This window comes from Streptomyces sp. TRM68416, from assembly GCF_014596915.1.
Lineage (GTDB): Bacteria > Actinomycetota > Actinomycetes > Streptomycetales > Streptomycetaceae > Streptomyces.
The window spans coordinates 255503-280757 of sequence record NZ_JACVWU010000004.1 but is presented as its reverse complement, the minus strand read 5'-3'; the positions used below and the strand labels follow the sequence as shown (position 1 = coordinate 280757).

General features: G+C 71.4%; 35 protein-coding genes, 1 tRNA gene and 2 pseudogenes. 30 read left to right on the top strand and 8 right to left on the bottom strand.

What is annotated here, in order from left to right; genetic code table 11:
- Positions 1 to 30 precede the first annotated feature (30 nt).
- The gene (locus ICC28_RS08985; protein WP_223188550.1) at positions 31 to 2592 is read left to right on the top strand and encodes a DEAD/DEAH box helicase; all 2562 of its coding nucleotides are present in this window, start codon (positions 31 to 33) and stop codon (positions 2590 to 2592) included.
- A gap of 155 nt (positions 2593 to 2747) precedes the next feature.
- Here ICC28_RS08985 and ICC28_RS08980 read toward each other — a convergent pair whose 3' ends face one another.
- The 6 genes and pseudogenes from ICC28_RS08980 to ICC28_RS08955 all read right to left on the bottom strand — a co-directional run.
- Entirely contained in the window at positions 2748 to 3299 is a 552-nt protein-coding gene (locus ICC28_RS08980; protein ID WP_188287897.1) for an Rv3654c family TadE-like protein, read from the bottom strand.
- Positions 3296 to 3706 carry a TadE family type IV pilus minor pilin gene (locus tag ICC28_RS08975; protein WP_188287896.1) on the bottom strand — a complete coding sequence of 137 codons (411 nt, stop codon included), beginning with the start codon at positions 3704 to 3706 and terminating at the stop codon, positions 3296 to 3298. The genes ICC28_RS08980 and ICC28_RS08975 overlap by 4 nt, the downstream gene beginning before the upstream one ends.
- Positions 3693 to 3902, bottom strand: coding sequence for a DUF4244 domain-containing protein (locus tag ICC28_RS08970; protein ID WP_188287895.1), 210 nt, complete (start codon positions 3900 to 3902; stop codon positions 3693 to 3695). The genes ICC28_RS08975 and ICC28_RS08970 overlap by 14 nt, the downstream gene beginning before the upstream one ends.
- 69 nt (positions 3903 to 3971) lie before the next feature.
- Positions 3972 to 4760, bottom strand: a complete 789-nt coding sequence (locus ICC28_RS08965) for a type II secretion system F family protein (RefSeq protein WP_188287894.1) — start codon at positions 4758 to 4760, stop codon at positions 3972 to 3974.
- Positions 4761 to 4938: 178 nt separating this feature from the next.
- Complete coding sequence (locus tag ICC28_RS08960; RefSeq protein ID WP_411158579.1) at positions 4939 to 5808, bottom strand: type II secretion system F family protein; 870 nt, start codon at positions 5806 to 5808, stop codon at positions 4939 to 4941.
- 147 nt (positions 5809 to 5955) lie between these two features.
- Positions 5956 to 6648 (bottom strand): annotated as a pseudogene (locus tag ICC28_RS08955) (CpaF family protein); the annotation flags it as partial.
- A 43-nt stretch (positions 6649 to 6691) separates the two neighbouring features.
- Between ICC28_RS08955 and ICC28_RS08950 the strand changes: the two are divergent.
- On the top strand, positions 6692 to 8203 hold the full coding sequence (locus tag ICC28_RS08950; protein WP_188287893.1) for a recombinase family protein: 1512 nt from the start codon (positions 6692 to 6694) through the stop codon (positions 8201 to 8203).
- Here ICC28_RS08950 and ICC28_RS08945 read toward each other — a convergent pair.
- Positions 8200 to 8904 carry a hypothetical protein gene (locus tag ICC28_RS08945; RefSeq protein ID WP_188287892.1) on the bottom strand — a complete coding sequence of 235 codons (705 nt, stop codon included), beginning with the start codon at positions 8902 to 8904 and terminating at the stop codon, positions 8200 to 8202. The genes ICC28_RS08950 and ICC28_RS08945 overlap by 4 nt on opposite strands.
- A gap of 239 nt (positions 8905 to 9143) precedes the next feature.
- On the opposite strand from ICC28_RS08945, the pseudogene ICC28_RS40415 reads away from it, so the two are divergent.
- From ICC28_RS40415 to ICC28_RS08880, 13 genes and pseudogenes are all read left to right on the top strand, one after another.
- Positions 9144 to 9305, top strand: a pseudogene (locus ICC28_RS40415) (helix-turn-helix domain-containing protein); the annotation flags it as partial.
- A gap of 155 nt (positions 9306 to 9460) precedes the next feature.
- Positions 9461 to 10333, top strand: coding sequence for a phage antirepressor N-terminal domain-containing protein (locus ICC28_RS08935; protein WP_188287890.1), 873 nt, complete (start codon positions 9461 to 9463; stop codon positions 10331 to 10333).
- Positions 10330 to 10794, top strand: a complete 465-nt coding sequence (locus ICC28_RS08930; RefSeq protein ID WP_188287889.1) for a DUF6907 domain-containing protein — start codon at positions 10330 to 10332, stop codon at positions 10792 to 10794. The genes ICC28_RS08935 and ICC28_RS08930 overlap by 4 nt, the downstream gene beginning before the upstream one ends.
- Positions 10791 to 10994 carry a hypothetical protein gene (locus tag ICC28_RS08925; RefSeq protein ID WP_188287888.1) on the top strand — a complete coding sequence of 68 codons (204 nt, stop codon included), beginning with the start codon at positions 10791 to 10793 and terminating at the stop codon, positions 10992 to 10994. The genes ICC28_RS08930 and ICC28_RS08925 overlap by 4 nt, the downstream gene beginning before the upstream one ends.
- The gene (locus ICC28_RS08920) at positions 10991 to 11374 is read left to right on the top strand and encodes a hypothetical protein (protein WP_188287887.1); all 384 of its coding nucleotides are present in this window, start codon (positions 10991 to 10993) and stop codon (positions 11372 to 11374) included. The genes ICC28_RS08925 and ICC28_RS08920 overlap by 4 nt, the downstream gene beginning before the upstream one ends.
- Entirely contained in the window at positions 11371 to 11589 is a 219-nt protein-coding gene (locus ICC28_RS08915; RefSeq protein ID WP_188288071.1) for a hypothetical protein, read from the top strand. The genes ICC28_RS08920 and ICC28_RS08915 overlap by 4 nt, the downstream gene beginning before the upstream one ends.
- Positions 11586 to 11942, top strand: coding sequence for a hypothetical protein (locus ICC28_RS08910; RefSeq protein ID WP_188287886.1), 357 nt, complete (start codon positions 11586 to 11588; stop codon positions 11940 to 11942). Before ICC28_RS08915 ends, ICC28_RS08910 begins: the two co-directional genes overlap by 4 nt.
- Positions 11943 to 12101: 159 nt before the next feature.
- The gene (locus tag ICC28_RS08905) at positions 12102 to 13088 is read left to right on the top strand and encodes a hypothetical protein (RefSeq protein ID WP_188287885.1); all 987 of its coding nucleotides are present in this window, start codon (positions 12102 to 12104) and stop codon (positions 13086 to 13088) included.
- On the top strand, positions 13072 to 13692 hold the full coding sequence (locus ICC28_RS08900; RefSeq protein WP_188287884.1) for a DnaA ATPase domain-containing protein: 621 nt from the start codon (positions 13072 to 13074) through the stop codon (positions 13690 to 13692). The genes ICC28_RS08905 and ICC28_RS08900 overlap by 17 nt, the downstream gene beginning before the upstream one ends.
- A complete protein-coding gene (locus tag ICC28_RS08895; protein ID WP_188287883.1) occupies positions 13689 to 15032 on the top strand; it encodes a replicative DNA helicase in 1344 nt (447 codons plus the stop codon). The genes ICC28_RS08900 and ICC28_RS08895 overlap by 4 nt, the downstream gene beginning before the upstream one ends.
- On the top strand, positions 15029 to 15292 hold the full coding sequence (locus ICC28_RS08890; protein WP_188287882.1) for a hypothetical protein: 264 nt from the start codon (positions 15029 to 15031) through the stop codon (positions 15290 to 15292). Before ICC28_RS08895 ends, ICC28_RS08890 begins: the two co-directional genes overlap by 4 nt.
- Positions 15289 to 15687, top strand: a complete 399-nt coding sequence (locus ICC28_RS08885; protein ID WP_188287881.1) for a hypothetical protein — start codon at positions 15289 to 15291, stop codon at positions 15685 to 15687. The genes ICC28_RS08890 and ICC28_RS08885 overlap by 4 nt, the downstream gene beginning before the upstream one ends.
- Positions 15684 to 16322 carry a hypothetical protein gene (locus ICC28_RS08880; RefSeq protein WP_188287880.1) on the top strand — a complete coding sequence of 213 codons (639 nt, stop codon included), beginning with the start codon at positions 15684 to 15686 and terminating at the stop codon, positions 16320 to 16322. The genes ICC28_RS08885 and ICC28_RS08880 overlap by 4 nt, the downstream gene beginning before the upstream one ends.
- An 8-nt stretch (positions 16323 to 16330) precedes the next feature.
- On the opposite strand, the gene ICC28_RS08875 is transcribed toward ICC28_RS08880, so the two are convergent.
- A complete protein-coding gene (locus tag ICC28_RS08875; RefSeq protein WP_188287879.1) occupies positions 16331 to 16510 on the bottom strand; it encodes a hypothetical protein in 180 nt (59 codons plus the stop codon).
- Between the two features lie 157 nt (positions 16511 to 16667).
- On the opposite strand from ICC28_RS08875, the gene ICC28_RS08870 reads away from it, so the two are divergent.
- The 15 genes from ICC28_RS08870 (at position 16668) to ICC28_RS08800 (ending at position 25248) form a co-directional block, all read left to right on the top strand.
- Complete coding sequence (locus tag ICC28_RS08870) at positions 16668 to 16937, top strand: hypothetical protein (RefSeq protein WP_188287878.1); 270 nt, start codon at positions 16668 to 16670, stop codon at positions 16935 to 16937.
- Positions 16934 to 17356 (top strand): hypothetical protein, encoded by a 423-nt coding sequence (locus ICC28_RS08865; protein ID WP_188287877.1) that lies wholly within the window; start codon positions 16934 to 16936, stop codon positions 17354 to 17356. The genes ICC28_RS08870 and ICC28_RS08865 overlap by 4 nt, the downstream gene beginning before the upstream one ends.
- Positions 17353 to 17718: a DUF6907 domain-containing protein gene (locus tag ICC28_RS08860; protein ID WP_188287876.1), complete on the top strand. Its 366-nt coding sequence runs from the start codon at positions 17353 to 17355 to the stop codon at positions 17716 to 17718. Before ICC28_RS08865 ends, ICC28_RS08860 begins: the two co-directional genes overlap by 4 nt.
- Positions 17715 to 18692, top strand: a complete 978-nt coding sequence (locus ICC28_RS08855; RefSeq protein WP_188287875.1) for a hypothetical protein — start codon at positions 17715 to 17717, stop codon at positions 18690 to 18692. Before ICC28_RS08860 ends, ICC28_RS08855 begins: the two co-directional genes overlap by 4 nt.
- The gene (locus ICC28_RS08850; RefSeq protein WP_188287874.1) at positions 18692 to 18862 is read left to right on the top strand and encodes a hypothetical protein; all 171 of its coding nucleotides are present in this window, start codon (positions 18692 to 18694) and stop codon (positions 18860 to 18862) included. The genes ICC28_RS08855 and ICC28_RS08850 overlap by 1 nt, the downstream gene beginning before the upstream one ends.
- Positions 18859 to 19185, top strand: coding sequence for a hypothetical protein (locus ICC28_RS08845; RefSeq protein ID WP_188287873.1), 327 nt, complete (start codon positions 18859 to 18861; stop codon positions 19183 to 19185). The genes ICC28_RS08850 and ICC28_RS08845 overlap by 4 nt, the downstream gene beginning before the upstream one ends.
- 89 nt (positions 19186 to 19274) lie before the next feature.
- Positions 19275 to 19412 carry a hypothetical protein gene (locus ICC28_RS08840; protein ID WP_188287872.1) on the top strand — a complete coding sequence of 46 codons (138 nt, stop codon included), beginning with the start codon at positions 19275 to 19277 and terminating at the stop codon, positions 19410 to 19412.
- Positions 19413 to 19414: 2 nt separating this feature from the next.
- Positions 19415 to 19600 carry a DUF6257 family protein gene (locus ICC28_RS08835; protein WP_188287871.1) on the top strand — a complete coding sequence of 62 codons (186 nt, stop codon included), beginning with the start codon at positions 19415 to 19417 and terminating at the stop codon, positions 19598 to 19600.
- A gap of 86 nt (positions 19601 to 19686) precedes the next feature.
- Positions 19687 to 21783, top strand: coding sequence for an FtsK/SpoIIIE domain-containing protein (locus ICC28_RS08830; RefSeq protein ID WP_188287870.1), 2097 nt, complete (start codon positions 19687 to 19689; stop codon positions 21781 to 21783).
- A 187-nt stretch (positions 21784 to 21970) separates the two neighbouring features.
- Positions 21971 to 22171 (top strand): hypothetical protein, encoded by a 201-nt coding sequence (locus ICC28_RS08825; protein ID WP_188287869.1) that lies wholly within the window; start codon positions 21971 to 21973, stop codon positions 22169 to 22171.
- Between the two features lie 100 nt (positions 22172 to 22271).
- Positions 22272 to 22347 (top strand) — tRNA-Met (locus tag ICC28_RS08820).
- Between the two features lie 109 nt (positions 22348 to 22456).
- Entirely contained in the window at positions 22457 to 22618 is a 162-nt protein-coding gene (locus ICC28_RS08815) for a hypothetical protein (protein ID WP_188287868.1), read from the top strand.
- Positions 22619 to 22824: 206 nt separating this feature from the next.
- Positions 22825 to 22971, top strand: coding sequence for an HNH endonuclease signature motif containing protein (locus ICC28_RS08810; protein ID WP_188287867.1), 147 nt, complete (start codon positions 22825 to 22827; stop codon positions 22969 to 22971).
- Positions 22972 to 23135: 164 nt separating this feature from the next.
- Positions 23136 to 23627 (top strand): hypothetical protein, encoded by a 492-nt coding sequence (locus ICC28_RS08805; protein ID WP_223188549.1) that lies wholly within the window; start codon positions 23136 to 23138, stop codon positions 23625 to 23627.
- On the top strand, positions 23611 to 25248 hold the full coding sequence (locus ICC28_RS08800) for a hypothetical protein (protein ID WP_188287866.1): 1638 nt from the start codon (positions 23611 to 23613) through the stop codon (positions 25246 to 25248). Before ICC28_RS08805 ends, ICC28_RS08800 begins: the two co-directional genes overlap by 17 nt.
- Positions 25249 to 25255: the final 7 nt, after the last annotated feature.

Below are 25255 nucleotides of genomic sequence, written 5' to 3'. Positions count from 1 at the left end.
TTGCAGTCCCAGGACGGTTCGCCAGCCGCGATGGCATTCAATCACTTACCGGCAGGCGTGCACGACGCCTTGGCCCCATTGTCCGTCACGCCAGTGACACACTCGGTGCCGATGGCCAAGAATCACCGATCCGATCGATCCTCGACAGAGCCCGCTTCCCGGGTGGACCCGGGCACGGTCCTGGGCCGGCTGGCCGCGGGGCCGAACCGGGCTTCGCGCATCACTCATACGGAGCATGTGCCCCCGCGCGCGGGCCGCCATGCCGTCTGGCCTGACCGGATCCGAACGGAGGTCGTCGCCGCCGTACAGGCGGCGGGGATCGAACACCCCTGGGCCCACCAGGCACGCGCCGCCGAGCACGCCCTGGACGGCGACTCCGTGGTCGTCGCCACCGGCACCGCGTCCGGCAAGTCGCTGGCCTATCTCGCCCCCGTCCTCTCGACGCTCCTGGACGGCTCCGAGGCCCCGAACGGCCGGGGCGCCACCGCCCTTTACCTGGCACCCACGAAGGCGCTCGCGGCGGATCAGTGCCGATCGGTGAAGGAACTTTCACAACCCTTGGGCAATTCTGTTCGACCGGCCGTCTACGACGGGGACACCCCGTTCGAGGAACGCGAGTGGATCCGGCAGTTCGCCAACTACGTCCTGACCAACCCGGACATGCTGCACCGCGGGGTCCTGCCCTCCCACCCCCGCTGGTCCTCCTTCCTGAAGGCGCTGAAGTACGTCGTCATCGACGAGTGCCACATCTACCGCGGCGTGTTCGGCTCCCATGTCGCCCAGGTCCTGCGTCGCCTGCGCCGCCTCTGCGCCCGCTACGGCTCCTCCCCCGTCTTCCTGCTGGCCTCCGCGACCGCCGCGGAGCCCTCGGTGGCCGCCCGGCGGCTGACCGGCCTGCCGGTGGTGGAGGTGGCCGACGACGCCTCCCCCCGCGGTGAACTGGTGTTCGCCCTCTGGGAACCGCCCCTCACCGAACTCCAGGGCGAGAAGGGCGCCCCGGTCCGCCGCACCGCCACCGCCGAGACGGCCGACCTGCTGACCGACCTCGCCGTCCAGGGCGTCCGCACGGTCGCCTTCGTCCGCTCCCGGCGCGGCGCCGAGCTGATCTCGGTGATCGCCCAGGAGCGCCTCGCCGAGGTCGACCGCTCCCTCGCCCGGCGTGTCGCCGCCTACCGCGGCGGCTATCTCCCCGAGGAGCGCCGCGCCCTCGAACAGGCCCTGCACTCCGGCGAACTCCTCGGCCTGGCCGCGACGACCGCCCTCGAACTCGGCATCGACGTCTCCGGCCTGGACGCGGTCGTCATCGCCGGCTACCCGGGCACCCGGGCGTCGCTGTGGCAGCAGGCGGGCCGGGCGGGCCGCTCCGGCCAAGGCGCGCTGGCGGTCCTGGTAGCCCGGGACGACCCGCTGGACACCTTCCTGGTCCACCACCCCGAGGCCCTCTTCGACCGGCCGGTCGAGTCGACCGTCCTCGACCCCGACAACCCGTACGTGCTGGCTCCGCACCTGTGCGCGGCGGCGGCGGAACTGCCGCTGACCGACGACGACCTGGAGCTGTTCGGCCCGGAGACCGAGAGCCTCCTGCCCCAGCTGGAGGCCGCGAAGCTGCTGCGCCGCAGGACGAAGGCCTGGCACTGGACCCGGCGGGAACGGGCCGCCGACCTCACCGACATCCGCGGCGAGGGCGAGCGGCCGGTACAGGTCGTCGAGTCCGGCACGGGCCGGCTGCTCGGCACGGTCGACGCGGGCGCCGCGCACACGACCGTGCACGAGGGCGCGGTCCATCTGCACCAGGGCCGTACGTACCTCGTCCGCTCCCTCGACCTGGACGACTCGGTCGCCCTGGTCGAGGAGGCGAGCCCCTCGTACGCGACGGTCGCCCGCGACACGACGTCGATCTCCGTCCTGGAGACGGACACCGAAATCCCTTGGGGGGAAGGGCGGTTGTGCTACGGATCGGTGGAGGTCACCAACCAGGTCGTCTCCTTCCTCCGCCGACGCCTGATCACCGGCGAGATCCTGGGCGAGACAAAACTCGACCTCCCTCCTCGTACGCTGCGCACGCGCGCGGTGTGGTGGACCGTGACCGAGGACCAGCTGGACGAGGCCCGGATCAACCCCGAGATCCTCGGCGGCGCCCTCCACGCCGCCGAGCACGCCTCGATCGGCCTGCTGCCCCTCTTCGCCACCTGCGACCGCTGGGACATCGGCGGCGTCTCCGTCCCCCTGCACCCCGACACCCTCCTCCCCACGGTCTTCGTCTACGACGGCCATCCCGGCGGCGCCGGCTTCGCGGAGCGCGCCTTCCACACGGCCCGCGCCTGGCTCACCGCCACCCGCCAGGCCATCGCCTCCTGCGAGTGCGACGCCGGCTGCCCCTCCTGCATCCAGTCCCCCAAGTGCGGCAACGGCAACGACCCGCTCCACAAGAGGGGCGCCGTACGACTCCTCACCACACTGCTGCGGGGAGCGCCGGCGGAGGAGCCCGGGGGGTTGCTCTCGGGGGCGGCAGCCCCGGGCACGGCGACCGATGCCGGAAGGGCAGCCCCGGACTCTTCTCCGGGGGGCGTGGCTTCAGGTTCTTCTTCGTAGGCCGTGGCTCCGGGCGCGGCCCGCGGGCCATGGCTCCGCCCCCTTGTCCACGGGGTCACGTAATGCGAGCCCTACGGGTCCCGTATGCGACCCCTACGGGTCACGTACGCAAGCGAACCCGCACGACCCCAACCTCCGAGCTCGCCCCACAAGCCCTAGCCCGGACTCGCCCCCTCAGATCTTGTCTCCGGGCCCGCCTCCGCAGGCCGTGTCTCCGCACCTGGCCCCGCAAGCCCCACCCCCACCCTCGGACTCGACCCAGCAACCCCCACCCCCGGACTCGACCCGGCAACCCCCGTCTCGGGACCCGCCTCCGCGGGTCCCGCCCGTGCCCTGACCTCCGCCGCGAAGGGTCCCCGGCCGGATGCTGCCGTCACGTCCGAGATGTCGCCGACGAGTGCGCACCGCACGAGGCGGGTGCCCTGGGCCCGGGCCGCGCGGTCGGCCCGGGCGCAGGCCGCCGCGGGGCCCTCGGCCCAGTGGTACGCCGCGGCGAGCGCCGCGAGGTCCGCGCCGCCGGCCGCACGATGCCGGGTCACCACGGCCTGCCCCAGGGCGAGGACGACGCCGAACACCACGCAGAGGACAGCGAGGGCGGCGACGCTCCATACCGTGGCGGATCCCCGGTCCGAGTACCGGCGTTCGGCCGTGCGGCGGGTACGCCGCGCGCGGCGACCGCGGTCCGGCGAGCCCGAACGCGCCCTCATCTCCCCGCCCCCGCCCCTGCCCCTGCCCCTGCCGCCGCCGGGGCCTCGGCTCCCGTCATCTCCTCGGCCGCCGCCACGGCCTCCTCCCGCACCTCGAACGGCAGCCCCCTCAGCACCGACGGCTTCGCCACGACGACCACTCGGACGAGGCCCCCGTTCCGGCTCACCGTGACCTCCGCACCGGCCGGGGCGACCTCGCGGGTCACCTCGACGACGGCGTCGGCCGGGTCCTGACGGGCCGCCGCACGGGCGCCCGTCCGTGCCGCGTCCACGCACTGGATCTGCGCGGCGACCACGAGCAGGCCCCACACCAGTGCCATCGCGAACATCACCAGGACGGGCAGCACCACGGCCGACTCCGCCGTCACGAACCCCCGGTCGTTCCAGCGCCGTTCACATCCGCGCATCGAGGGCCCGCTTCACGATGGCCTGGAGTTCCGCGTTGACCTGCCCGCTGGTCACCACCTTGTAGAGGACCACCGCGAACGCCACCGCCGCGATGATTCCCATCGCGTACTCGGAGGTGACCATCCCCGCGTCCCTCCGTGCCGCCCGTGCCCTGCACACCAGGGCACGCATCCGTGCCCGTACCGCCTTGTACATCTCAACCCCCGTGAGGATCCGTTCCGTTGTCCGTCAGACCTGTTCAGTTCCTGCGTCTTGCCACCTCCGTCAAGGGCCACCCCCTCCCAGGACCCCGTCCGCCAGCCCGATCACCACGGGCAGCACCCCGACCGCGATGAACGCGGGCAGGAAGCACAGCCCCACCGGCGCGGTGACCATGACCGCCGCCCGTCGTGCCCTGGCGGTCGCCGCGCGCGCCCAGTCGGCACGGGCGTCCTCGGCGAGCCGCGCGACCGGTCCGGCCGCCGGAAGCCCGGACACGTCGGCCCGCTCCAGCAGCCCGGCCAGCGGTCCGGCCGCGGGCATCGCGGCCAACGTCTGCCAGGCAGCGCCCGGTTCGCTGCCGAGCCGCATCTCCGCCGCGCCCCGGGCCAACCCCTCTCCCACCGGGCCGCCCAATGCCTCGCCCACGGCCTCGGCCGCGTCCACCGGTCCGGCGCCGGCCGCGATGCAGGCCGCCAACAGATCGGCAGCGAGAGGAAGTTGTCGCGCCACCTCCGCGGGGTCGTACTCCGTCCCGGATCCGGCAGCCGTCCGCCGGCCGAGCCACCGATCCATCGCGGCCGCTGCGGTGACCCCGACCACGGCCCCGACGACTCCGCCGACCAGCAGCCACCCGGCACAGGCCACCGCCACCGCGGGCAACCATCTCCGCGCCACGCCCCACGCCTGGAACCGCGCCTGGGCCGGTCTCGCCTCCCCGGCCACCAGCAACTCCGCCGCCCGGTGCCGAACTCTCCGCTCGCGCCGCACCGATTCCCCCCACCCCACCAGCCACCCGACCGCCAGCAGAACCCCCACGGCCACCCCCAACCTGTGGACAACCTCCGTACTCACCGAACCTCCCGACATGCCCGCCTCCCACGACTCGCGCCGCTGCCCACCGACCGGCACCACGCCAACCCGCTCTCACCCACCGCCACCCACGCTCTCCACAGACACCCCGTACGCCCGACCTCGCCCTCCGCACACGTCCCGGCCGCCCCACCACTCCCCCTCACACCACCTCCGCCCCTCACACCACCTCCGCCCCTCTCACAATCCGCAGCGCCCACCACATCCCCAGCCCCTCCAGCAACCCGCCGGCGAACAGGCACCCCAGTCCCGCCCCGGAGTGCAGCAGCACAGCCAGCGGATCAGCGCCCATGACCGCGCCGAGGAGGAGGCCGAAGACCGGCAGCCCGGCGAGCATCACGACCGTGGACCGGGCGCCCGCCAACTGCGCTCGCAGGTCGGCCCGTTGATCCCGCTCCGCGCGCAGTGCCCCTTCCAGCCGGTCCAGCCCTGCCGCAAGCCCCGCGCCCTGGTCCACGGCCACCCGCCAGCACGCCGCCAGTCCCAGCAGTCCGTCACTTCCCGGCCTCCGTGCCGCCACTGCGAGGGCGCCCGGCACATCGCCGCCGAACCGCGCAGCCGCCAGCACCGCCGCCTGCGCGTCGCCGAGTCCACCGGAGTCGTGGGCGGCGCGCAGCAGCGCCTCCCCCGGCTGCCGTCCCGCGCGCACCTCCCCGGCGAGCGCCCCGCACAGCGCGATCACCGCGTCCCCGTGCCGCTCCCGCGCGCGGCGCGCCTCCCCGGCCAGCCGCACCCGCCGCAGCAACGGCACCCCGGCCGCCCCGGCGACGAGCGGCAGCACCGACGCACCCAACAGCGCCACCACAAGCCCGACGGCCGGCGACCACCACTCGGGCCGCAGTCGCCCACGAACGCGCCGCACTTCACCGGCCAGATGCCGCCAGCCGGGTGGCCCGGCGCCCACCACCCCACCACCGGCCAGCAGCAGTTGAGCCCGCCGAGCCTGCGAACGCCGTTCACCCAGCCCCCACGCGGTCACGGCCGCGCACACCAGCACCGCACCGGCCACTGCGTCACCCGTCCCGATCACCCCTGCACCCCCTTCGCCACCGACACCACACAGCCCTCGGCCCCGGCCCTGGCCCCGGCCCACGCCCCCAGCACCACACCCACCACCGCACCCCCGACGGCCCCGCCACCACGGCCCCCACACACCGACTGCGCACCCACCACTGCCTCACCCACCGCCCTCACCACCACGCCCCACCGACCGACACCCCGTCGCCACCTCACGTCTCCCGATCACCACCGCACCCCCTGAGTCCGATCCACCCCCGCCCTCCCCATCGACCCCGCACCCGCCACCCCCGCGAAGCAGCCCCCGCAGCCGCTCCCACCCCCGCTCGGGAACGAACGCCCCTTCGCCCCACCGCAGTGCCGGTACCGTGCGCACCAGCCCCGACGGCTCCCGTTCGAGTACATGGACCTCGGCGACCCGCCGCTGCCCGGCCCGGTCCCGTGCGAGGTGCAGGACCACCGACAACGCGGCCGCCAACTGGCTGTGCAGGGCGGCCCGGTCGAGCCCGGCCGCGGTGCCGAGCGCCTCCAGCCGGGCCGGTACGTCGGCCGCCGCGTTGGCGTGGACGGTCCCGCAGCCGCCTTCGTGGCCCGTGTTGAGCGCGGCCAGCAGATGGACCACCTCCGGCCCTCGCACCTCGCCCACGACGAGCCGGTCCGGACGCATCCGCAGGGCCTGCCGCACGAGGTCCTGGAGGGTGACGAGGCCTGCGCCTTCCTGGTTGGCGGGTCTGCTCTCCAGGCGTACGACGTGCGGATGGTCGGGCCGCAGCTCCGCCGAGTCCTCCGCGAGGACGATCCGCTCGCCCGGCCCGACCAGCCCGAGCAGCGCGCTCAGCAGGGTGGTCTTCCCGAACTTGAGACAGCAACACCACTGGACTGGCATGCTGGCGGACATGAGCCCGAATCTCCGCAGCGCAACCGACGTTGCCGCAGGCACAGCCCGCACGCGCGCCGTGATCTATGTGCGTATCTCGCAGGACCGGACCGGCGCCGGCCTCGGCGTCGACCGGCAGCGCGAGGACTGCGAGGCCCTCGCGGAACGCATGGGCTGGGAAGTCGTCGAGGTGTATGTCGACAACGACGTGTCCGCGTTCTCCGGGAAGCTCCGCAAGGACTACCGCCGGATGCTCGCCGACCTCGACGAGGGCAAGGCCACCATCGTCATCGTCTGGCACACGGACCGGCTCACCCGCTCCATCGTCGAGCTGGAGGAGTACATCGAGCTGTCCGACCGCCGCGGCATCGCCACCCACACCGTCCAGGCCGGGACCGTCGACCTCGCCACGCCGTCCGGCCGGATGACCGCGCGGATCCTCGGCGCCGTCGCCCGCCAGGAGTCCGAGCACAAGGGCGAGCGCGTCGCCCGTGCCCGCCGCCAGAAGGCGCTGAAGGGCGAGTGGATGGGCGGCATCCGCCCGTTCGGCTGGGGTGTACCCACCGGCGAGATCCGCAAGAAGACCGACCGGAAGACCGGCGACGAGGTCGAGGTGCCCGAGCTCGACATGCTGAAGTCCGTGCCCGAGGAGGCCGAGGCGCTGCGCTTCTGGACGGACGAGATCCTGTCCGGCGGGTCGATCCGGTCACTGGTGAAGTGGTGCGCCGACAAGGGGGTCACGACGACCCGCGGGAACCCTGTCACCCACCAGGACATGCGGGACATGCTGTTGCGCCCCAGGAACGCCGGGATCGCCGTCTACAGGGGCGAGGAGGTCGGGCGTGGGCAGTGGGAGCCGATCGTCGACGAGGCGAAGTACAGGGCCGTCGTGGCGATTCTGAGGAACCCGGAGCGGGCGGTGAACCGCGGCGCGCAGCCGAAGTGGGTGGGCTCGCTGCTGTACCGGTGCGGTCGCGAGGGGTGCGGTACGGGTATGACCGTGACCCAGTCCGGCGGCCGTCAGTACCCCAGCTACCGGTGCCCGACCGGTCACGGCGGCGGCCGGCGGGCCGAGAAGGTCGACCAGTACGTCGAGGACACGATCGTCGAGCGGCTGTCACGCGAGGACGCGCACGAGCTGCTGGAGCCTGCTCCGGACGGAGTCGACGTGTCCGCGTTGCAGGCGGAGGCGGAGGAGATCCGCGGCCGGATGCGGAACCTGGCGAGCATGTACGGCGGCGGGCAGATCGACGAGATGGCGTTCGCAGAGGGCACGGACACTGCGCGCGCCCAGTTGGAGGGGATCACGCAGCAGCTGGCCCGCGCGGCGACGCGGGATCCGCTGGTGGATCTGGTGGGGGCACCGGACGTGCGGAAAGCGTGGAAGGCGCTCGGGCTAGAGCGGCAGCGGACGGTGCTTCGGTCGCTGGTCGAGGTGACGCTGAAGACGCCACGGCCGGGACGGATGCCAGACGGCGGGTACTTCGACTACGACGCCGTGGTGTTCCGCTGGCTGCGAGGACTCCGCTAAATTTCGCGCGGCTCCGTCCACTCGGCGACAATATCCACCAGCAACTGCGCAAAATAGAATCTGTACACCTGCTCACCTTTCAGCAGCCCCAGGAAGCGCATGTGTAGAGTTTGACCGTCGAGGAACATTCCCGCTGCTTCGACAACCTCCTCCTGCTTGTGACCATACAGGTATTCTTCCCTGGAAACTCGACCGGAGGAATGAATTACGGTCGCCGCCTCATGCAGAGCGATCGAGTCGGCGTGCCTGATGACCTCATCAGGCACGCCGGCCGCGATTAGCGCTTTCCTGCAGGTCTCCATTTCAAAACAGCGAGACTCCGCAAAGATGTCGATTGACGCGCGAAGAGGGCCCGAGTCACCACTGTAGGTGTACTCGCTAATAGCTAGCGCAACTCCTTCTTCAACCGCCACACGCTCTTGTTCCATACGCGCGGCCTCAACCGCGAATTCAGCGGACAGAACGCGTTCCCGCATCTCCTCCGACTCGTGCGCCAACTCGTCTTTCAGGTCGTCCAATTCTGTGCGGTCGGTCAGGAAGCTTCTCAGGTCCCGGTTCAAGATGCGGGACAGTGCCACGACCTCGACGAACAGGGCGGGGCGGTCTGCAGCCTCCGTTTTCGCCACGGTGGTCTGGCGCCAACTGAAGCCGTAGGCGCTCATGGCGTCAGCGACGGCCTGCTGCGACAGCCCCTTGGCCATCCTCGCTCTCCGCAGGCGTGCACCCAAGACAGTCCGAAGCTCGTTGATAGACCAGTTGTCCTCACTTGATGCGCTGGGGGGCGTTGGCTGGCGCTCATCCTCCATAGGGATGGATGGTAGCGGTGTATCAACAGCACGTCACCCCGGTGAAGGTTGACACGACTCGGACTGCGCTGCATCCTTCAGGAGTATCAGGCGTCCCTAGAGGTGCCTGATACACATCCCCGAGAAGGTTGATCATGGTGTACTTCACCACTGCCGAAGTGGCGGCCCGCTACCGCACAGCACCAAGCACGGTGCGGTACTGGCGGCACATTGGCTACGGCCCTAAGGGCACGAAGGTCGGACGGCGGTTCCTCTACCCCGCAGCTTCGATCGAAGAGTTTGACCAACAGCTGCTCGCTGCAACGGCGAGTCACGGTGCCGGTCCCGCGTGCGAGGCGGGGCCGTCTGCCAGAAACGACGAAGAGGCCGCGTGCGAGGCGGCCTCTCCTGTCGAGCAATCCGCACCTACCGCGAAGTAAGAGATCGGAACAGCTCTATGCACCAGAAAACCATGTCGTCGGCCTTGCCGTCGACTCCGAGTGACCAGCGCCGCGTCCCCACCGCGCCCGCCACGATCAACCTGTCCGCTGGCTCCGTCGAGACCGTCATGGTCGACGGCCAGCCGCATATCGTGTTCCGCCCGGCCGTCGAGGCGATCGGCCTCGACTACTCCACGCAGCTCCGCAAGCTGCGAGACCGTTCGTGGGCCAACCGTAGGGATATCCCCACGGTTGCCGAGGACGGCAAGACCCGTCAGATGGCCGCGGTCGACGTGCCCACATTCCTCATGTGGCTCGCGACCGTCAACGAGGCGAAGGTCGCCGCCGAGGTCCGGCCGACGCTCATCGCCTACCAGCGCGAGACCACCACGGCTGTCAACGACTACTGGACCATGGGCGGCGCCATCAACCCGACTGCCACCCTCGATCAGGTCGACCATCTCCGTACCCAGCTCGACGGCGTCGAGCGCGCCCGCATCGCCCAGGAGCGGCTCTCCGCGATGGGCGTTGCGAAGCAGTTCGGTCTCGTCAACTCCTCCTACGTCGAGGCGATGGCTCGTACCGAGCTGGCGCGGATGAACGGCGAGGAGCCGGACGTCGACCCGCAGGACATCACCATCACCTGCGACGAGTACCTGAAGGAGGCCGGCGTCTCCTCGGCGGCCGACCTGCGCTCCGCGCGCGTGAAGCTCGGCCGGACCGTCGCCGCCCTATATCGGGCCCGGTACGGCAACGCCCCGCAGAAGATCAAGCGGCCGATCGACGGCGTGTTCCGCGACGTCGCCGTGTACACGATGCGCGACCGGGACCTCTTCGACACGGCCTGGCAGGAACTCGGCCGTCACTACGACCTGCAGACCAGCATCAACGGGGTTGCCCGATGACCACCGACACCATCGCGCCCGCCCAGCCCCGCTCCTGGACGTTCCTCGACAAGGAGTCGGGGGACCCGCTCTCCTTCACCTGTATGCCGGGCTGCGTCATCCGGCACGACATCGTCGACGCGGACCAGAAGAAGCACCCGGACGACATCATGTGCTGGACCAGGCCCAACGGGGCGCCCCGCCTGCCGGTCGACTCCCGAGGTTTCCCGGAGGACGTCAGCGTCCTGTCCGCGCACATCGAGGTCAAGCCGCTGGCCACCTCGATGGCGGACCGGCTCCCGCACGTCAACCTGGAGATCGTCGAGGACCAGCACATCGTCGGCCTCGACCCGGACAGCCTCGCCATGGTCATCGACGTCCTGGCCAGACAGCTGGACGCCCTGCGGCGTACTCGCGCCGACCTGGTCCGCCTGCGCGCCGAGCACCTCGGCCAGTTGGCTCCCGAGGGGGTGCGGCGATGACGCAGCAGACCATCACGGCCCCCGAGCCGGAGCTGCTCATGGACGAGGTCGTGGACGGCCGCGTCATGCGCTTGGAGTGGAGGGCCGACGAGCTTTGGTTCGTCGCAGGCGACCGCGAGTGCACCGTCGACCCCAAGCGCGTGCTGCAGATCATCCACAAGGTGCGCGCCGAGCGGCGTGGGGCGGGGGTGACGGCATGACGACCACCGCCGCGAAGCGGCTCATGGTCGAGCAGGCCGAGCTGTCCCCCGGCATCCCCATGGTGTTCCGCGAGTTCGACGACAAGATCCGCATGGCCTATGACCCGGAGCAGATGCCGCCGGTCGCCTTCGACTCCGAGCAGGCCCGCGCCATGGCGGCCCGGCAGTTCCTCGGCATCTACGCCACGTACACCGAGGGCCCGGAGCTCGACCGGCTGCGGGAGACGTACAACGGCGAGCCGGTCGGCAGCCCGCTCCGGGACGCGATCGGGATCATGTTCGACGACATCGACCGCACCCAGGACCCGGCCGGAGTCGCCAGGCAGTACGTCGAGCTGCTGGAGCAGGTGCGCGGCGAGAAGTCCGGAGCGTGCGCGTGACGGCGCCGACGAACGCCGCGGCGGCCGGAGGCACCTCCGGCCGCCCGGCCCGCCTCGACCGTCCCCGCCGCTTCGACGACGACGCCATGAACGACGCCTACTGGGCACGGATCGACCGCATCGTCGACCAGGCGCCGCCTTTGTCGGACGAGCAGCGGGCCGTGATCAGGACCGCGTTCCACCAGCCCGCCGCGAGAACCCGGGAGGCAGCGTGACCACGCAGCACACCGAGGCCGCCGTGCGCCTGGTCCTCGACCTGGACCTCACCGGCCGCTACGACAGCCACCGCCAGGTCGCCGAGGCCCTGCGCGAGCAGACCCGCCGCAGCCTCGACTGCGACACCGTCATCGTGCATCTCGGCGCCGACGCCGTCCGCCACAACATCGACCTCGGCCGGTCCATCGCCGCCGCGTTCTTCCTGACCGCCCGGCGCATCGAGGTCCACGCCCCCGCCGGGAACGTCCTCGGCCCGATCATCCACGCCGAGGTCGCCCGCTACGTGCGCCTGTTCACGGCCGACCACGCCCGCCAGGCGGCCGAACAGCCCGCCGGGCACCCTCCGGGCTAACCCGGGTCGCTTGTGGGGCTCCAGCAGCCTCCTGGAGCCCCACAAGCCCCACACGTCACCCGTCGGCCACGCACGAAAAGAGCAAGCCTTGATCAACATGGGTCCGACGATCGCGCCAGGGAACAGCGCGCGGGCCTACCTGCCTGCGGCAGGCCGCTGATGGGATACGAACTGCGCCGCTGGCTCGCCGACCGGCTCCCGGCCGGCCTGTCCTCCGGCGAACGCCTGGTCGCGCTGGAGATCGCCGACCAGGCCCGCGAGGACTCCAGGGTCGCCTACGGACCGAAGTTCATGGAGACCGTGGTCCGACGCACCGGCCTGTCCAGCTGGAAGCAGGTCGGCAAGGTGCTCGGCAAGCTGTCCGCCGCGGGCATTGAACTGCGCCAGCCGATCACCGACCTGGACGGGGCACCCATCCTGGACAAAGCGGGGCGAACCTTGTTCGCCTGCGCCGGACACCAGACGACGTTCCGTATCCCGGACGAGGGTGAATGCCCCGCCTTGAAGCTCCCCTCAGTGGGGGACCTTCCAGCCGAAGAAAGGTCCCCCACTGAGGGGACCAATACCCCGGAAAGGTCCCCCGCCCAGGGGACCAACCCCGAGGAAAGCTCCCCCACTGGGGAGACCAATCCCCCAGAAAGGTCCCCCGCCCGGGGCCAAAAGGTCCCCCGCCCGGGGGGCCCTACCACTCAAACCACCTCAGTAACTACAACTACATCTCCGGCTGAAGCCGGAGACACCGGCTCCGCCACCGGCGCGCTCTTCGACGAACCAGCACCCGCTGCTGCCGCGAAGGCGCCGACGCGACGGCCTGCCGCCAGCCGCCCGGCCGAGCCCGTGAACCCCGACGCCTTCGCCGACTTCTGGAAGGCATACCCCCGGCGCACCGAGAAGCGTGACGCCGTCCGCGCCTGGAACCGGGCCCTCAGCGACGGCGTGCCCCCGGAGCGGATCCTCCAGGCCGCCCGGCACTACGCCCGCGAACGCCAGGGCGAGCCCGCGAAGTTCACCAAGCACCCGGCCACATGGCTGAACAAGGGCTGCTACGACGACGAGCCGGCCAGTCCCGCTGGCTCCCTGTCCGGCCCGCCCACGGCCCCCCGCCACCTGACCGAAGAGGAGAAGCGCGATGCACTCCAGTTCTGACGACACCCCCAGCGCCCGCGACTCCTGGCTCCAGGAGCGCCGCGACGAGTCCCTCGCCCGCTTCGACACCAAGATCCCGGCCCTATACCAAGGCCACATCGCCATCGAGCAAGCCGCCTGCTCCTGGGCCGTCAACCGGACCGACTCCACAAGCCTGTTCCTCACCGGTGCCATCGGTGTCGGCAAGACCCACACCGCGTGGCGCGTATGCCGCCTGTGGCTGGAGCACGCCCACGACCCCGACACCCCGTGGAAGGGCTCTCCGGTGATCGCCACGACCCGGGCCACGTCACTGTTCGACGGACTGCGCCCCGACGCCCAGGCCGAGGGCCGGCGCCTAGTCGAGCAATGCCAGACTGCCGACCTGCTGTTCATCGACGACCTCGCCGCCGCCCGCGCCTCCGACTGGACGCGCGAGCGCCTGTTCGAGATCTTCGACGAGCGGTACATCAACCGCCGCCCCGTCGTCATCACATCCGACGTGCTGCCCGGCCACCTGACCGACGTGATCGGCCCCCGGGTCGCCTCCCGCCTCGCCGAGATGTGCCGGGGCAACGTCGTGCTGATCGAGGGCGACGACCGCCGCAAGGGCGGCACCCGATGACGAACTCCACGGCCGCCGCGCCCGGCCTCACCGCACCCGAGGCCGAACAGATCCTCGCCGCCTCGGTCATGGCCCGGCCCGACCTGATCGACGAACTCGCCGACGAGTTCAGCCCGGACGACTTCGAGTTCCCCCTCTACCGGTGGGTGTGGAAGGCCGTCGACGAGATCCGCCAAGCCCTGACCGACGGCGAGATCCGCTGGCAGGCCGTCGACCGGCAGCTCCAGGCATGGAAGGCGGCCGGAGAGCTGCCGGTGGCCCCGCCCCGCGTCAGCGAACTGGCGGTGCTCTACGACTACGCGCAGCCGTCGTACTCGGCCGCCGCGTACTACGCCCAGCAGACCGCCGAGGCCGCCGTCGCCCGCCGCCTCCTCGCGGTCGGCCGCGATGCTGCCGTCCGCGCGCGCTCCGCAGCGTTCGACCCCGCCGAGGACATCCCCGCCATCCAGACCGCCCTGGACAGCGTGCTCAGCCGCAACACCTCCTCGGAAACCGTCCTCGCGGCTGACCTCCTGGGCGCCGCGCTCGCACGCGCCGTCACCCCGCCCACCCTCGCGGACCGGATCCCGACCGGGATCGTCGACCTCGACGCGGTCACCGGCGGCGGCTTCGCCCCCGGCCGCATGGTGATCGTCGGCGCCCGACCCGGCGCCGGGAAGACCACGTTCGGACTGGGACTCGCCCGCGCTGCCGCGATCCGCGCGAAGATCCCGACGCTGTTCTGCACGCTGGAAATGGGCGGCGACGAGGTGATGAACACCATCCTCGCCGCGGACGCCCGGGTACCGCTGCACCACATCACCACCGGCTCCGTCGACGACCTCGGCGTCGCCCGGATGCTGAAGTCGGCCGAGCGCATCAAGACGGCCCCGCTGCACATCGACGACGCCACACAGGTCACCCTCGCCTCGCTCCGGGGGAAGGTCCGTCACCTGATCCGCACGGCCGGCCTCCGCCTCCTGATCGTCGACTACCTCCAGCTAATGCAGGCACCAAAGGCCGAGAACCGGCAGGTCGCGGTGTCCGCGCTCTCGCGCGGGCTGAAGCTCCTCGCGAAGGAGTTCGGCATCACGGTGATCGTCCTCGCCCAGCTGAACCGGGCCTCCGAGCAGCGCGCGGACAAGCGGCCCACGATCGCGGACCTCCGGGAGTCCGGCTCGATCGAGCAGGACGCGGACATCGTGATCCTCCTGCACCGGCCGGACATGTACGAGCCGGAGTCCCCGCGGGCCGGAGAGATCGACCTGATCCTCGACAAGCACCGCGCGGGAAGCCGGACCACGATCACAGCGGCCTTCCAGGGGCACTACGGATCCGTCGTCGACATGGCGGCGACATGAACGGCCTGACTGAGCAGGACATCGCCGCGGCCCGCGCCGAGGGCGACCTGGCCGCGCTGCTGCTGATGGCGGCCGGTGTGCCCGTCACGGCGGCCGCACCGAAGCAGCGCACCAAGACCGTCACGCCGCTGGTGCCCCGGTCACGGCCGGGAGCGTGGCCGGACGGGACCCGCTCGCCGGGCCTGTCCCCGGAGGCGGCTGCCTACCTCCACCAGCTGTGGCCCGACCGGTACCCGCCGACCGAGGGAGGTGCGCGGTGACCCGAGGCGCGGGCCGCAGCCGCGGCTACCGGCCCCAGGACTCCGAACTGCGGCCGGGCAAGGTCGTCGTCCCGTTCGGGGAGAACACGACAATCTGCCCCGCCTGCCGCCGGCACCTGCACGGCTCGTGCTGGGCACACCTGGCCGCGCTCGGCATCGGCGGAGAGGCCGGATGTCCGTGCGGCTGCCACGTGCCGCTCGACGAGCCGCTGATGACGGACGAAGCGATCGACGACATGGCCGCCCACGGCACCCTCGCCGAGCACATCAAGCTCACGCGGGCCGTGCTGCTGGGCTCGTTCGGCATCCACCACCCGGACATCTGCCGCCGCTGCACCGCCCGCGAGGCCGCCCGCAACGGCGGTCAGGCCGAACTGCCCCTGGAGGGACTGTGAACGCGACCTGCGGACTGTGCGGCGAGCAGTTGGAGCACGGGCACCTCTGCCACCGGCACACCCTCGCCCTCGCCGGACGCCTTGAGCAGCTGCCCGCCCTGTTCGCCGAGCTCGCCGAACACCTGGTGCCGCGCCGCACCAGCATGGGCGAGATCGTGGCGACCAAGGCCGCGGCCGGCCCTCGCTCCCCGGTGAACGAGGACGTGATCGACCTCCGCCAGGGCGGCGTCGTCCTGATCGTCGAGTCCTGGCGGGCGGACGTCCAGCGGGTGCGCTGGCCCCGCCACAGCCCGCCGCCCGTCGAGGGCGGCATGGACCGGCGGCTGATGACCGCCTGCCGCTGGCTCGGCATGGAGCTGGAGTGGATCGCCGCCCACTACCCGGCGGCCGGCGATCTGGCGCGGGAGGTGCGGGAGCTGGAGGGCGGCATGCTCGCCATCGTCGGCGCCCCTCCGCCCCGACGGCAGCGGCTCGGTACATGCGTGGCGGTGACGGATGACGCGGGCACGGTGTGCGGCGCCGAACTGTCCCGGCTGCCCGGTGAGCCGGTGCGGTGCCGGTGGTGCGGGACGGAGTACCAGACCGAGCAGGACCTGCTGCTGCTGTGGCACTACCAGCCGCGGGAGAGCGCTTGAGGGGGCTACTACTTCGGTTTGGCGGGACGCTCGGGCAGCTCGTCGGTCTCGTGCGTGAGCCAGCGGAGGAAGCCGACGAGATGCGACTGCATGTCCGACCCGACCTCAGCCACGGCGCCCTTGGCCCGCTCGTACAGCTCGGGGTCGGGGCGGAATGCCTTGGCGGGGTGCTTGTGGACTGAGGGCATACCGCATCCTCGCATGGCGGCTAGCCACCGGTCTACCGCCCTGCTACGGTGGTGGCTAGCCACCTTGACCGGTGGAAACAAGCGACCCCCGGCGGTGCTACCAACACCGACCGAGGGCCTGACCGAACCCTTGATGCAAGCAAGGAGAACGGCTGACATGGATCTTCCCATGCCCGCTGCGCCCAGCAGCAACATCCCCGTCGACGAGCCCCTCTACAGCCAGGCCGCCAACCGCATCCGCGATCAACTGCGCGAGCCCGCCGACCTCCAGGTCGCCGTGCGCATCGGCCAGCGCATGCTCGACGCCTACGACGACAGCAGCAACCGCGCCGATGTCTTCGCCTACGCCCAGGCCTACGGCGCCACCCGCGAAGCCCTCCGCCTCCTGCTCCGCGCCCTCGACGCCGAGGCGGTGGACGCGCGATGACGAAGAAGCCCACCGCGTCCACCGAGGCCCGCGACCTGCGCGCACTCCTGGAGGCCGTCCGGGACGCCCTCACCCTCGACTACGGCGTCCCCGACCACGACGAGCGGCTCAAGGAGCGTGCAGGCCTCGCCCAGGTCGTCCTCCGTGACGGCCTCGACGTCCCCGACCGGATCGGCTGGAACGCCGACTGGCTCCGCCACAAGCTCACCGCCGAGGAAACCGAGGCCGCCGAACGCGCCAAGAACCGCTGCCGCCGCTGCCACCGCCCCTTCGACCCGGCCGACACCCGGCATGACGGGCAAGCCCGCCACCGCGAGACCCCGTGGTGCCGGTGGTGTGTGGACCGCTGCCACGAGTCGACGGACTTCGCGCACGCCTGCCCGGTCTGCGACCCGCCCCGCGGTGGTGAGGCCAAGTGAGCACCGAGCCCCGCACCGCAGTGGTGAACGTCTTCGTCACCAAGCCCCTGGAGATCGACGAACCCGACTGGTGCACCGGCCACACCAGCACCCGCGCCGGATACAAGGTCGACATCTCCCACAACGGGCCCGAACACGTCATCGCCCCCGACGGCCGCGAGGTGTTCCGCGCCTCGCTCACCCAGGCCCCGTTCTCCAGCATCGACCGCACCATCGGCCTGTACGTCGAGTCCACCATCGAGCCGCTCACGTACACCCCCGACGAGGTCGAGCAGCTCGCCACCGACCTCGTCGAAGCCGCCGACCAGCTGCGCGCCCTCGGCCGCGAACTCGCCCGGATCCTCGCCGGAGGTGACGCATGAACAGCACCGCCCGCCGCCTCGCCATGGGCGTCGTCTCCCTCGCCGCCGTCCTCACCACCGGCTGGTCCCTCTACACCGTCGCCCGCCACTACAACGCCCCCACCGGCATCGCCGGCGCCGCGGTCGCCGTGTTCGACGGCATCGCCTACATGTGCCTCCACCTCGCCTCCGAGGCCGCCGCCGAGGGCCGGTCCGCGTTCGGCGCCCGCGCCACCGCCCTGTTCATGGCCGCGGTGTCGGTGTACCTGAACATCACCCACGCCGACCTGATCGGCGGCGGCGTCCCCGCAGCCGCCCTGTTCGCCGTGCCCACCATCGGCCTGCTCGCCGTCTCGGAGATGGCGTGGGCCGGGCCCCGCGCCCGCGTCCGCGCCGAGCGCGGCGACCAGCCGTACCGGCCGCCCGCCTTCGGCGGCTGGGCCTGGGCCCTCGCCCCCGCCCTGGCAGGCAAGACCGTGAAGGCGCGCGCCGTCCACCACATCGAGCACGGCGGCGCCCCGCCGGTGAGGCCCGAGCCCGGCAGGCACTCCGCGCAGACCGTCCTGCGCAGGAAGTTCGCCGAGATGGACCCCGCTGATGCGGTCCGCATCGCCCATGATGCGCAGCCTGACATGCCCCCGGCCGACCTCGCCTCCCTCCTCGTCTCCTACGGGGTAGTGGTCGACGCCGTCCAGGTCGCCCTCGTCCTCGGTCAGCGGCCCGCCGAGTACGAGGTGCATCGCCCTGATGCGCCTGATGCGCCGCAGGTCAACGCCCTGGAGCCGCTCGACTTGCAGGGCGCGATCGAGGAAGCCGCATCAGCCCTCGGTCCGGACGCATCAGCCCGCGAGATCGTCGAGCGGCTCCGCGAGCAGCGCCGCCTGGTCGTGACCGAGCCCTATGTGCGCACCGCCCTGTCCCGGGCCGCGAAGAAGCCGCCACCGCAGCCTGATACGACCGTGATGCGCGACGAGGGCAACGGGGGGTACGCGTGATGCGCTGGCTCATCCTCGGCGCCCTCCTCGGGCTCCTGCTGCTCTTCCCGTCCCTGCTCGCCCTCGTGACCACGGTCGTCGCGGCCGTGGCCTCGCAGCCGGTCGTCGTCGCCTTCGCCCTCGGCCTCATCGCCCGCCCCCACCTGCGCCGGCCGAGGTGGGCGCGGTGAGCGAGCCCACCCCACTCGACAAGGCCGAGAAGGCGGTGCGCGCCGCCGAGACCGACACCGCGGCCGTGCAGCTGGCCATGGCCGCCATGGAGCTGGCCAAGCTCACCCAGCAGCAGGCGCAGGCCCCCGCGCACACCTGCCAGCACCCGCAGCCCAGGCAGCGGCGCAGCGCGGGCGAGTGGCTCGGCATCGCCTGCGCGGTGTGCGTCGGCGGCATCGGCATCGCCTTCGCGTCCCTCGCACTCGCCATCCTCGGCGGCACCGCGGCGATCGTCGCCCTCATCCTGCGCGGCATGTACGAGGACTACCGCAAGGGCCGCTGACCTGCCCTTCCGTCCCCTGCGTGGTGCAGCAGCCCACGCAGAGGCGCGGTGGGGCCGGACAGACCGGCCCGCGACCAAGGAGGAACCTCATGCGCTTCCGATACAGCGACGACACCGTCTCACCGGACTGCGGACACAGCGACGACGACCCCAACTGCCTCGCCAACGGCGCCCTGGACGGACCGTTCGTGGCCCAGCCCGAGGCCGACGACGAGCAGGAGGACTGACCATGGCCGACGACGACATCACCTTCTCCGACTTCACCACCGGCGAGAAGCTCCGCGTCATCGGCCTCGTCGCCCGCATGGCGAAGCGCGGCATGGCCGACGACGGCTCCGGCCGCGTCCTGAAAGACCTTCAGGACCGCGTCGCCCGCATCGAGAAGCAGGCGCAGCGCCGCAAGAACAGCAAGTAGCCGCGCCCCGGGGACGGCCCCCAACTGTCCAGGTCAACGGCCGTCCCCGGGCCCCGGACCACCAGAGAGCGACCGGAGCCCCCAGCATGACGAACAACGTCGTCCAACTCCACAAGGACGCACCCCCGCACGCCCCGGACACCCTGACCGAGACCATCATCGACGTCGTCCACAACGCCGAACCCCGCCCCGTCGACCCGCCCGAGCAGGCGCCCCCGGAAGGCACGTGGATCGCCGAACGGCAGGCCTACCTCGCCGACGCCCCACCCGTCGTCCCCGCCGCCCTGCGCCGCTGGGACGTCTTCAAGACCACCGCCCGCTGGACGATCTCCTACTACGCGCACGTCACCGGCTTCCACACCCTCCGCGCACCCGTCTACCTCACCCGCCTCCTCCTGCGCTCCCCCCGCGGCGCCGGGCGCCTCCTCGTGCGCTGGGGCAAGTGGGTAGCCGACACCGAAGCCCGCCCCGTCGAGGCCAAGGCCGCCGCATCCGCCGACGTCGAGGCCTGGCTCGCCCTCTCCCGCGAGCACTCCCGCCGCGTCCGCCCCCGCCGCATCGCCTCCCTGGCCGTCGCCACCACCACCGGCATCACCACCCTCATCGCGGGCTTCCTCGTGCCCGGCTGGACCCTCACAGCAGCCGTCACCGCCGCCGCCCTGGTCGGTGTCGCCGGGAAGAAGGGCGACAAGCCCCTCATCACCCGCTACGTCGCTTCGAACGTCATGCGGCGCCTCGACTCCACCGAAGTCTTCGACGCCCTCGCCGCCATCGGCATCGAAGGCAAGAAAGGCAAGCGCGGCGTCGAGTTCGCCTCCGAAGTCATGCGCGACGGCCCCGGCTGGCGCGCCGAAGTCGACCTCCCGCCCGGCGTCGAGGCCACCGCCGTCCTGGAGAAGCGGGCCGCCCTCGCCGCCGCCATGCGCCGACCCATCAGCACCGTGTGGCCCGAAGCCGACCGCACCGCCCACCCCGGCCGCCTCGTCCTCTGGGTCGCCCAACGCGACCCCGCCAAGGCCGGCCGCAAGCTGTGGCCCCTCATGAAGGACGGCCAGGCCGACGTCTACGAGCCGCTCCCCTTCGGCTTCGACCCGCGCGGCAACCTCGTCGAGATCACCCTCATGTACTCCAACCTCCTCGTCGGAGGCATCCCCGGATCCGGCAAGACCTCCTGCGCCCTCGCCATCGTCCTCGGCGTCGCTCTCGACCCCACCGCCGAACTGTGGATCTACGAGCTCAAGGGCTCCGGCGACCTCGACTCCGTCAAGCCCATCTGCCACCGCTACGTGTCCGGCGACGAGGACGAGGACCTGGAGGCCGCCCTCGCCGGCATGCGCGCCGGAATCGCCGAGTACCAGCGCAGGGCCGCCTTCGTGCGCTCCCTCCCGGCCTCCGAGGTCCCCGAGGGCCGCAAGGTCACCCGGGCGCTCGCCGAGAAGTACCCCGAGCAGCAGCTCGGCCCCCGCGTCATCGTCATCGACGAGGTACAGGAACTCTTCACCCACGACGACTACAAGGACGAGGCCGCAGCCCTCGCCACACGGCTGATCAAGAAGGCCCGCGCCTACGGCATCATCCTCATCCTCCTCACCCAGAACCCCGACGCCCCGTCCCTGCCCAGCTCTGTGTCCAGCTCCGTCGGCACCCGGCTGTGCCTCGCCGTCATGGACTGGCGCGCCAACAACAACGTCCTCGGCACCGGCGCCTACGACCGCGGCCTGCGCGCCACCGACATCAGCATCGACGAACAGGGCACCGGCATCCTCGCCCGCGGCCGCGAAGGCATCACCGTCCGCGCCGCGTTCATCAAGCAGACCGAAGCCGACGACATCGCCAAGCGCGCACTCGCCCTCCGCATGGCGGCCGGCACCCTGTCCGGACAGTCCGTCGGCGCCCAGGTCGCCGAGCAGGACGTCGAGACGGTCCTCGACCACCTGCGGGCCATCTGGCCCGACGGCGTCGAGACGGTGCACTCCCACCGCCTCGTGGAGGCCCTCGCCGCGTACCGGGCCGACCTGTACAAGCCGTGGACGGAGATGGACGCGGCAGGCGCCTCCACAGCGCTCTCCGCCGCCCTGAAGCCGTTCAAGGTGTCCACCCGACAGCTCACCATCCGCGACTGCTGCGGCGGCGCCAAAGGCCTCCGATGGGAAGACATCCCGCCCGCCGAGGACGGCGAATAGGAGTCCGTCAGCCGGTTTCGGATCACCCCAGCGGTTTCACCTTGATCCGAAACCGGTTTCGCCCCCGATATCGGACCCCACCTGCACAGTTTCGAGTTTCGGGCCCCTCACCGAACGGCCCGTATCCCACCGCAACCAGCCTCCCGGACACCGCCCGCAGCCGACACCGCTGCCGCATCATGGGGTCATGGAGCAGCTCTACGCCCCGCCCGGCCACCTCACCGCCCCACAGACCCGCCACGCCCTCGGCATCACCGCCGGCGCCCTGCGCAACCTCGTCTACCGCGGACAGCTCACCCGCTCCGGCGGCACCGAACGACACCCCTGGTACGCCGCCCGCGACGTCGCCGCCATCGCCGCCAAACGCCGGGAACGCGCATCCGCTTGACCGCAGGTCAGAGCCTGTGTGACGATCGCCGTGCACCACTGTGCCCACACGCGGCACCACAGACACCGACGGCCCCGCCATCAAGCGGGGCCGTCGTCGTAGCACCGTAGAGCAGTCGGTAGCTCGCTGGGCTCATAACCCAGAGGTCGCGGGTTCGAGCCCCGCCGGTGCCACCACGACCCCACCCCACAGGCACCGCGCAGGGCCAACCCATCGCTCACACCATGCGGGTTGCTGCTGGCGCACGCCCTGCGCGGACCAACCCACACGCGGGAGGTGCAGTACGTGACCATCCCGACCGAAGAGCAGGCCATCGCCAACGCCTCACGCCTCCTCGAACGCGCCGAGATCGAACTGACCAACCTGCCGCTCATGGAGCGCCTGGAGGGCCTCGCCGACTCGTGGCTCAACGTGGCTCACCTGCTGCGCGAGCGAGAACGAACCTGATGGCTCGCAAGGCCATGCAGGTCTGCCCCACACCAGGCTGTCCCGCTCTCACCCCGGGCGGACGCTGCCCTGCCTGTCAGGCCAAAGCCCGAGCCAGGCGACCACAGCACAGGAACGCAGGCCGAGGCAGGGCATGGCAGAGAGCCAGCGCCGAGTACCTGCAAGACCACCCCTGGTGCGAGTGCACCGAGTGCTCAGCCCTGCCCATGCTCCAACGGGACCTGGCGACCGAGGTTGACCACATCGACGGCCTCGGCCCCCTCGGACCGCGAGGCTTCGACCCCAGCAACTGGCAGGCCATGAGCAAGCGCCACCACTCGCGCAAGACCGCAGCCGAAACCTGGGGAACCTGAGTCACGGATTGTGATCGGCCCCTGGGGGGTGACCCCCAACCAGCTGGGGGCCGTCAGGCGCGGGGGAGGGCTCTGGATGGTCGGTCAGGTTCAAAGGGTCCATTGCCGTCACGCAAGGTGACGGCCCCTGACGCTGCGCAACGCGGCTCGGAGGAGTGATCACCATGCCCCGTGGAGGAGCCCGCGTCGTTTCCGGTCCGGCCCCCGACCCGATGGCGCTGCGCCGGAACCGGCCCTCGGACAAGGCCGGCTGGACGCTGTTGCCCTATGAGGGCCGCCCTGGTCTGCCGCCCGAGTGGCCGCTGACCGAGCCGACGGACCGTGAGCTGCGGCTGTGGGACGAGCTGTGGGAGCGGCCGCAGGCGGTGATGTGGGAGGAGCTGAGCCAGGAGTTCGAGGTGGCGCTGTTCGTGCGCTGCCTGGCGGAGGCCGAGCAGCCGGACGCCAAGGTGGACGTCCGGAAGCTGGCGCGGCAGTACCTCGACAGTCTCGGGCTGTCGGTGCAGGGCATGCTGCGCAACCGGTGGAAGATCTCCCCGGGTGAGCCCGGTACGGTCCCGACCGTCGTGGAGAGCGGGGCGGAAGAACCGGGGCCGCGGCGGAAGTCCGCGCGTGACCGCATGAAGGTGGTTCCGTTCCGTGGCCAGGGGGCGTGAGCCGGAGGCCGCCGAGTTCGTCGTCGACTTCCCCACCCTGTGGGTCGTGCCGGACTGGATCGAGGCGCACTGTCCGATCCCGGACGGGTTCCGCGCGGGCGAGACCATGGAGCTGTACCCGTGGCAGCTGTGGTGCACGGTCAACCACTACCGCGTGCGCCCGGAAGCACGGTTGGGGCAGCTGGCGCCGGCGTTCCACTACCGGCGCTCGCAGGTGGTGGCTCCGCAGAAGACCGGCAAGGGCCCGTGGTCGGCGACGATCGTCCTGGCCGAGGGTGCCGGGCCGGTCGTCTTCAGCGGGTGGGCGCGCGGCGGTGAGCGGTTCCTGTGCACGGACAACGGCTGCGGGTGCGGCTGGTGGTACGAGTACGAGCCGGGCGAGCCGATGGGGACGCCGTGGCCGACACCGCTGATCCAGCTCACGGCGACGTCGGAGGACCAGGTCGCCAACGTGTACCGGCCGCTGCAGGCGATGGTGAAGAAGGGGCCGCTCGCCGAGCGGCTGCGGGTGGGTGAGGAATTCACCCGCATCGGCGAGGACGGCCGTATCGACACGGTCACCTCCTCGGCGATGTCCCGCCTGGGCAACCCGATCATCTTCGCGATGCAGGACGAGACCGGCCTGTACACGAAGGAGAACAAGCTGCGCCGGGTCGCGGAGACCCAGCGCCGCGGCGCCGCGGGTATGGGCGGCCGCTCCATGGAGACCACCAACGCCTGGGACCCGGGCGAGAAGTCGGTGGCGCAGACCACGAGCGAGTCGAAGCGGCGGGACATCTTCAAGTACCACCCGCAGGCCCCGAAGTCCCTGTCCTTCAAGGACAAGCGGCAGCGGCGGAAGATCTTCCGCCACGTGTACGCGGGTTCGGCTCACGTGGACCTCGACGCCATCGAGGCCGAGTGCGCCGAGATCATGGAACTGGATCCGGCTCAGGCCGAACGCTTCTACGGCAACCGGTGCGTCGCCGGGTCTGACTCGTGGCTGGACGTCGCGAAGTGGGCGGCGAAGGCGAAGAAGCGGCGGGTGCCGCCGGGCACACGCATCGTCCTCGGCTTCGACGGCTCCGACGTCGACGACTGGACGGCGATCCGCGCCGAGACGATGGACGGCTACCAGTTCACCCCGCTGTACGGGCCGAACGATGAGCCGACCATCTGGAACCCGGCCGACTACGACGGACAGGTGCCGCGCGCGGAGGTGCGCGCGGCGGTCGACCAGCTCTTCCGCCGCTACGACGTGGTCCGCATGTACGGGGATCCGCCGTACTGGGAGACGGAGATGGACGAGTTCGTCGACAAGTACGGGGAGGAGCGGGTGATCCGCTGGCACACGCGGCGGCTCATCGCGATGCATGCCGCGTGCGAGCGGCTGAAGACGGACGTGCTCAAGCGCAACAGCGACGGCGCGGCGTTCACGCACGACGGCTGTCCGATCACCTACGACCACATCGGCAACACGCGCGCGGCCGCGCGCCCGGCCGACCGGTACGTCCTGCGCAAGGCCGGCCCCGCGCAGAAGATCGACGTGACGGTCACCTCGGTCCTGGCTCATGAGGCGCTCGGTGACGTGATCGCCGCGGGCCTGGCGGAGCCGGAGACGTCCTACTACTACGGCAGTTGAGGAGGGC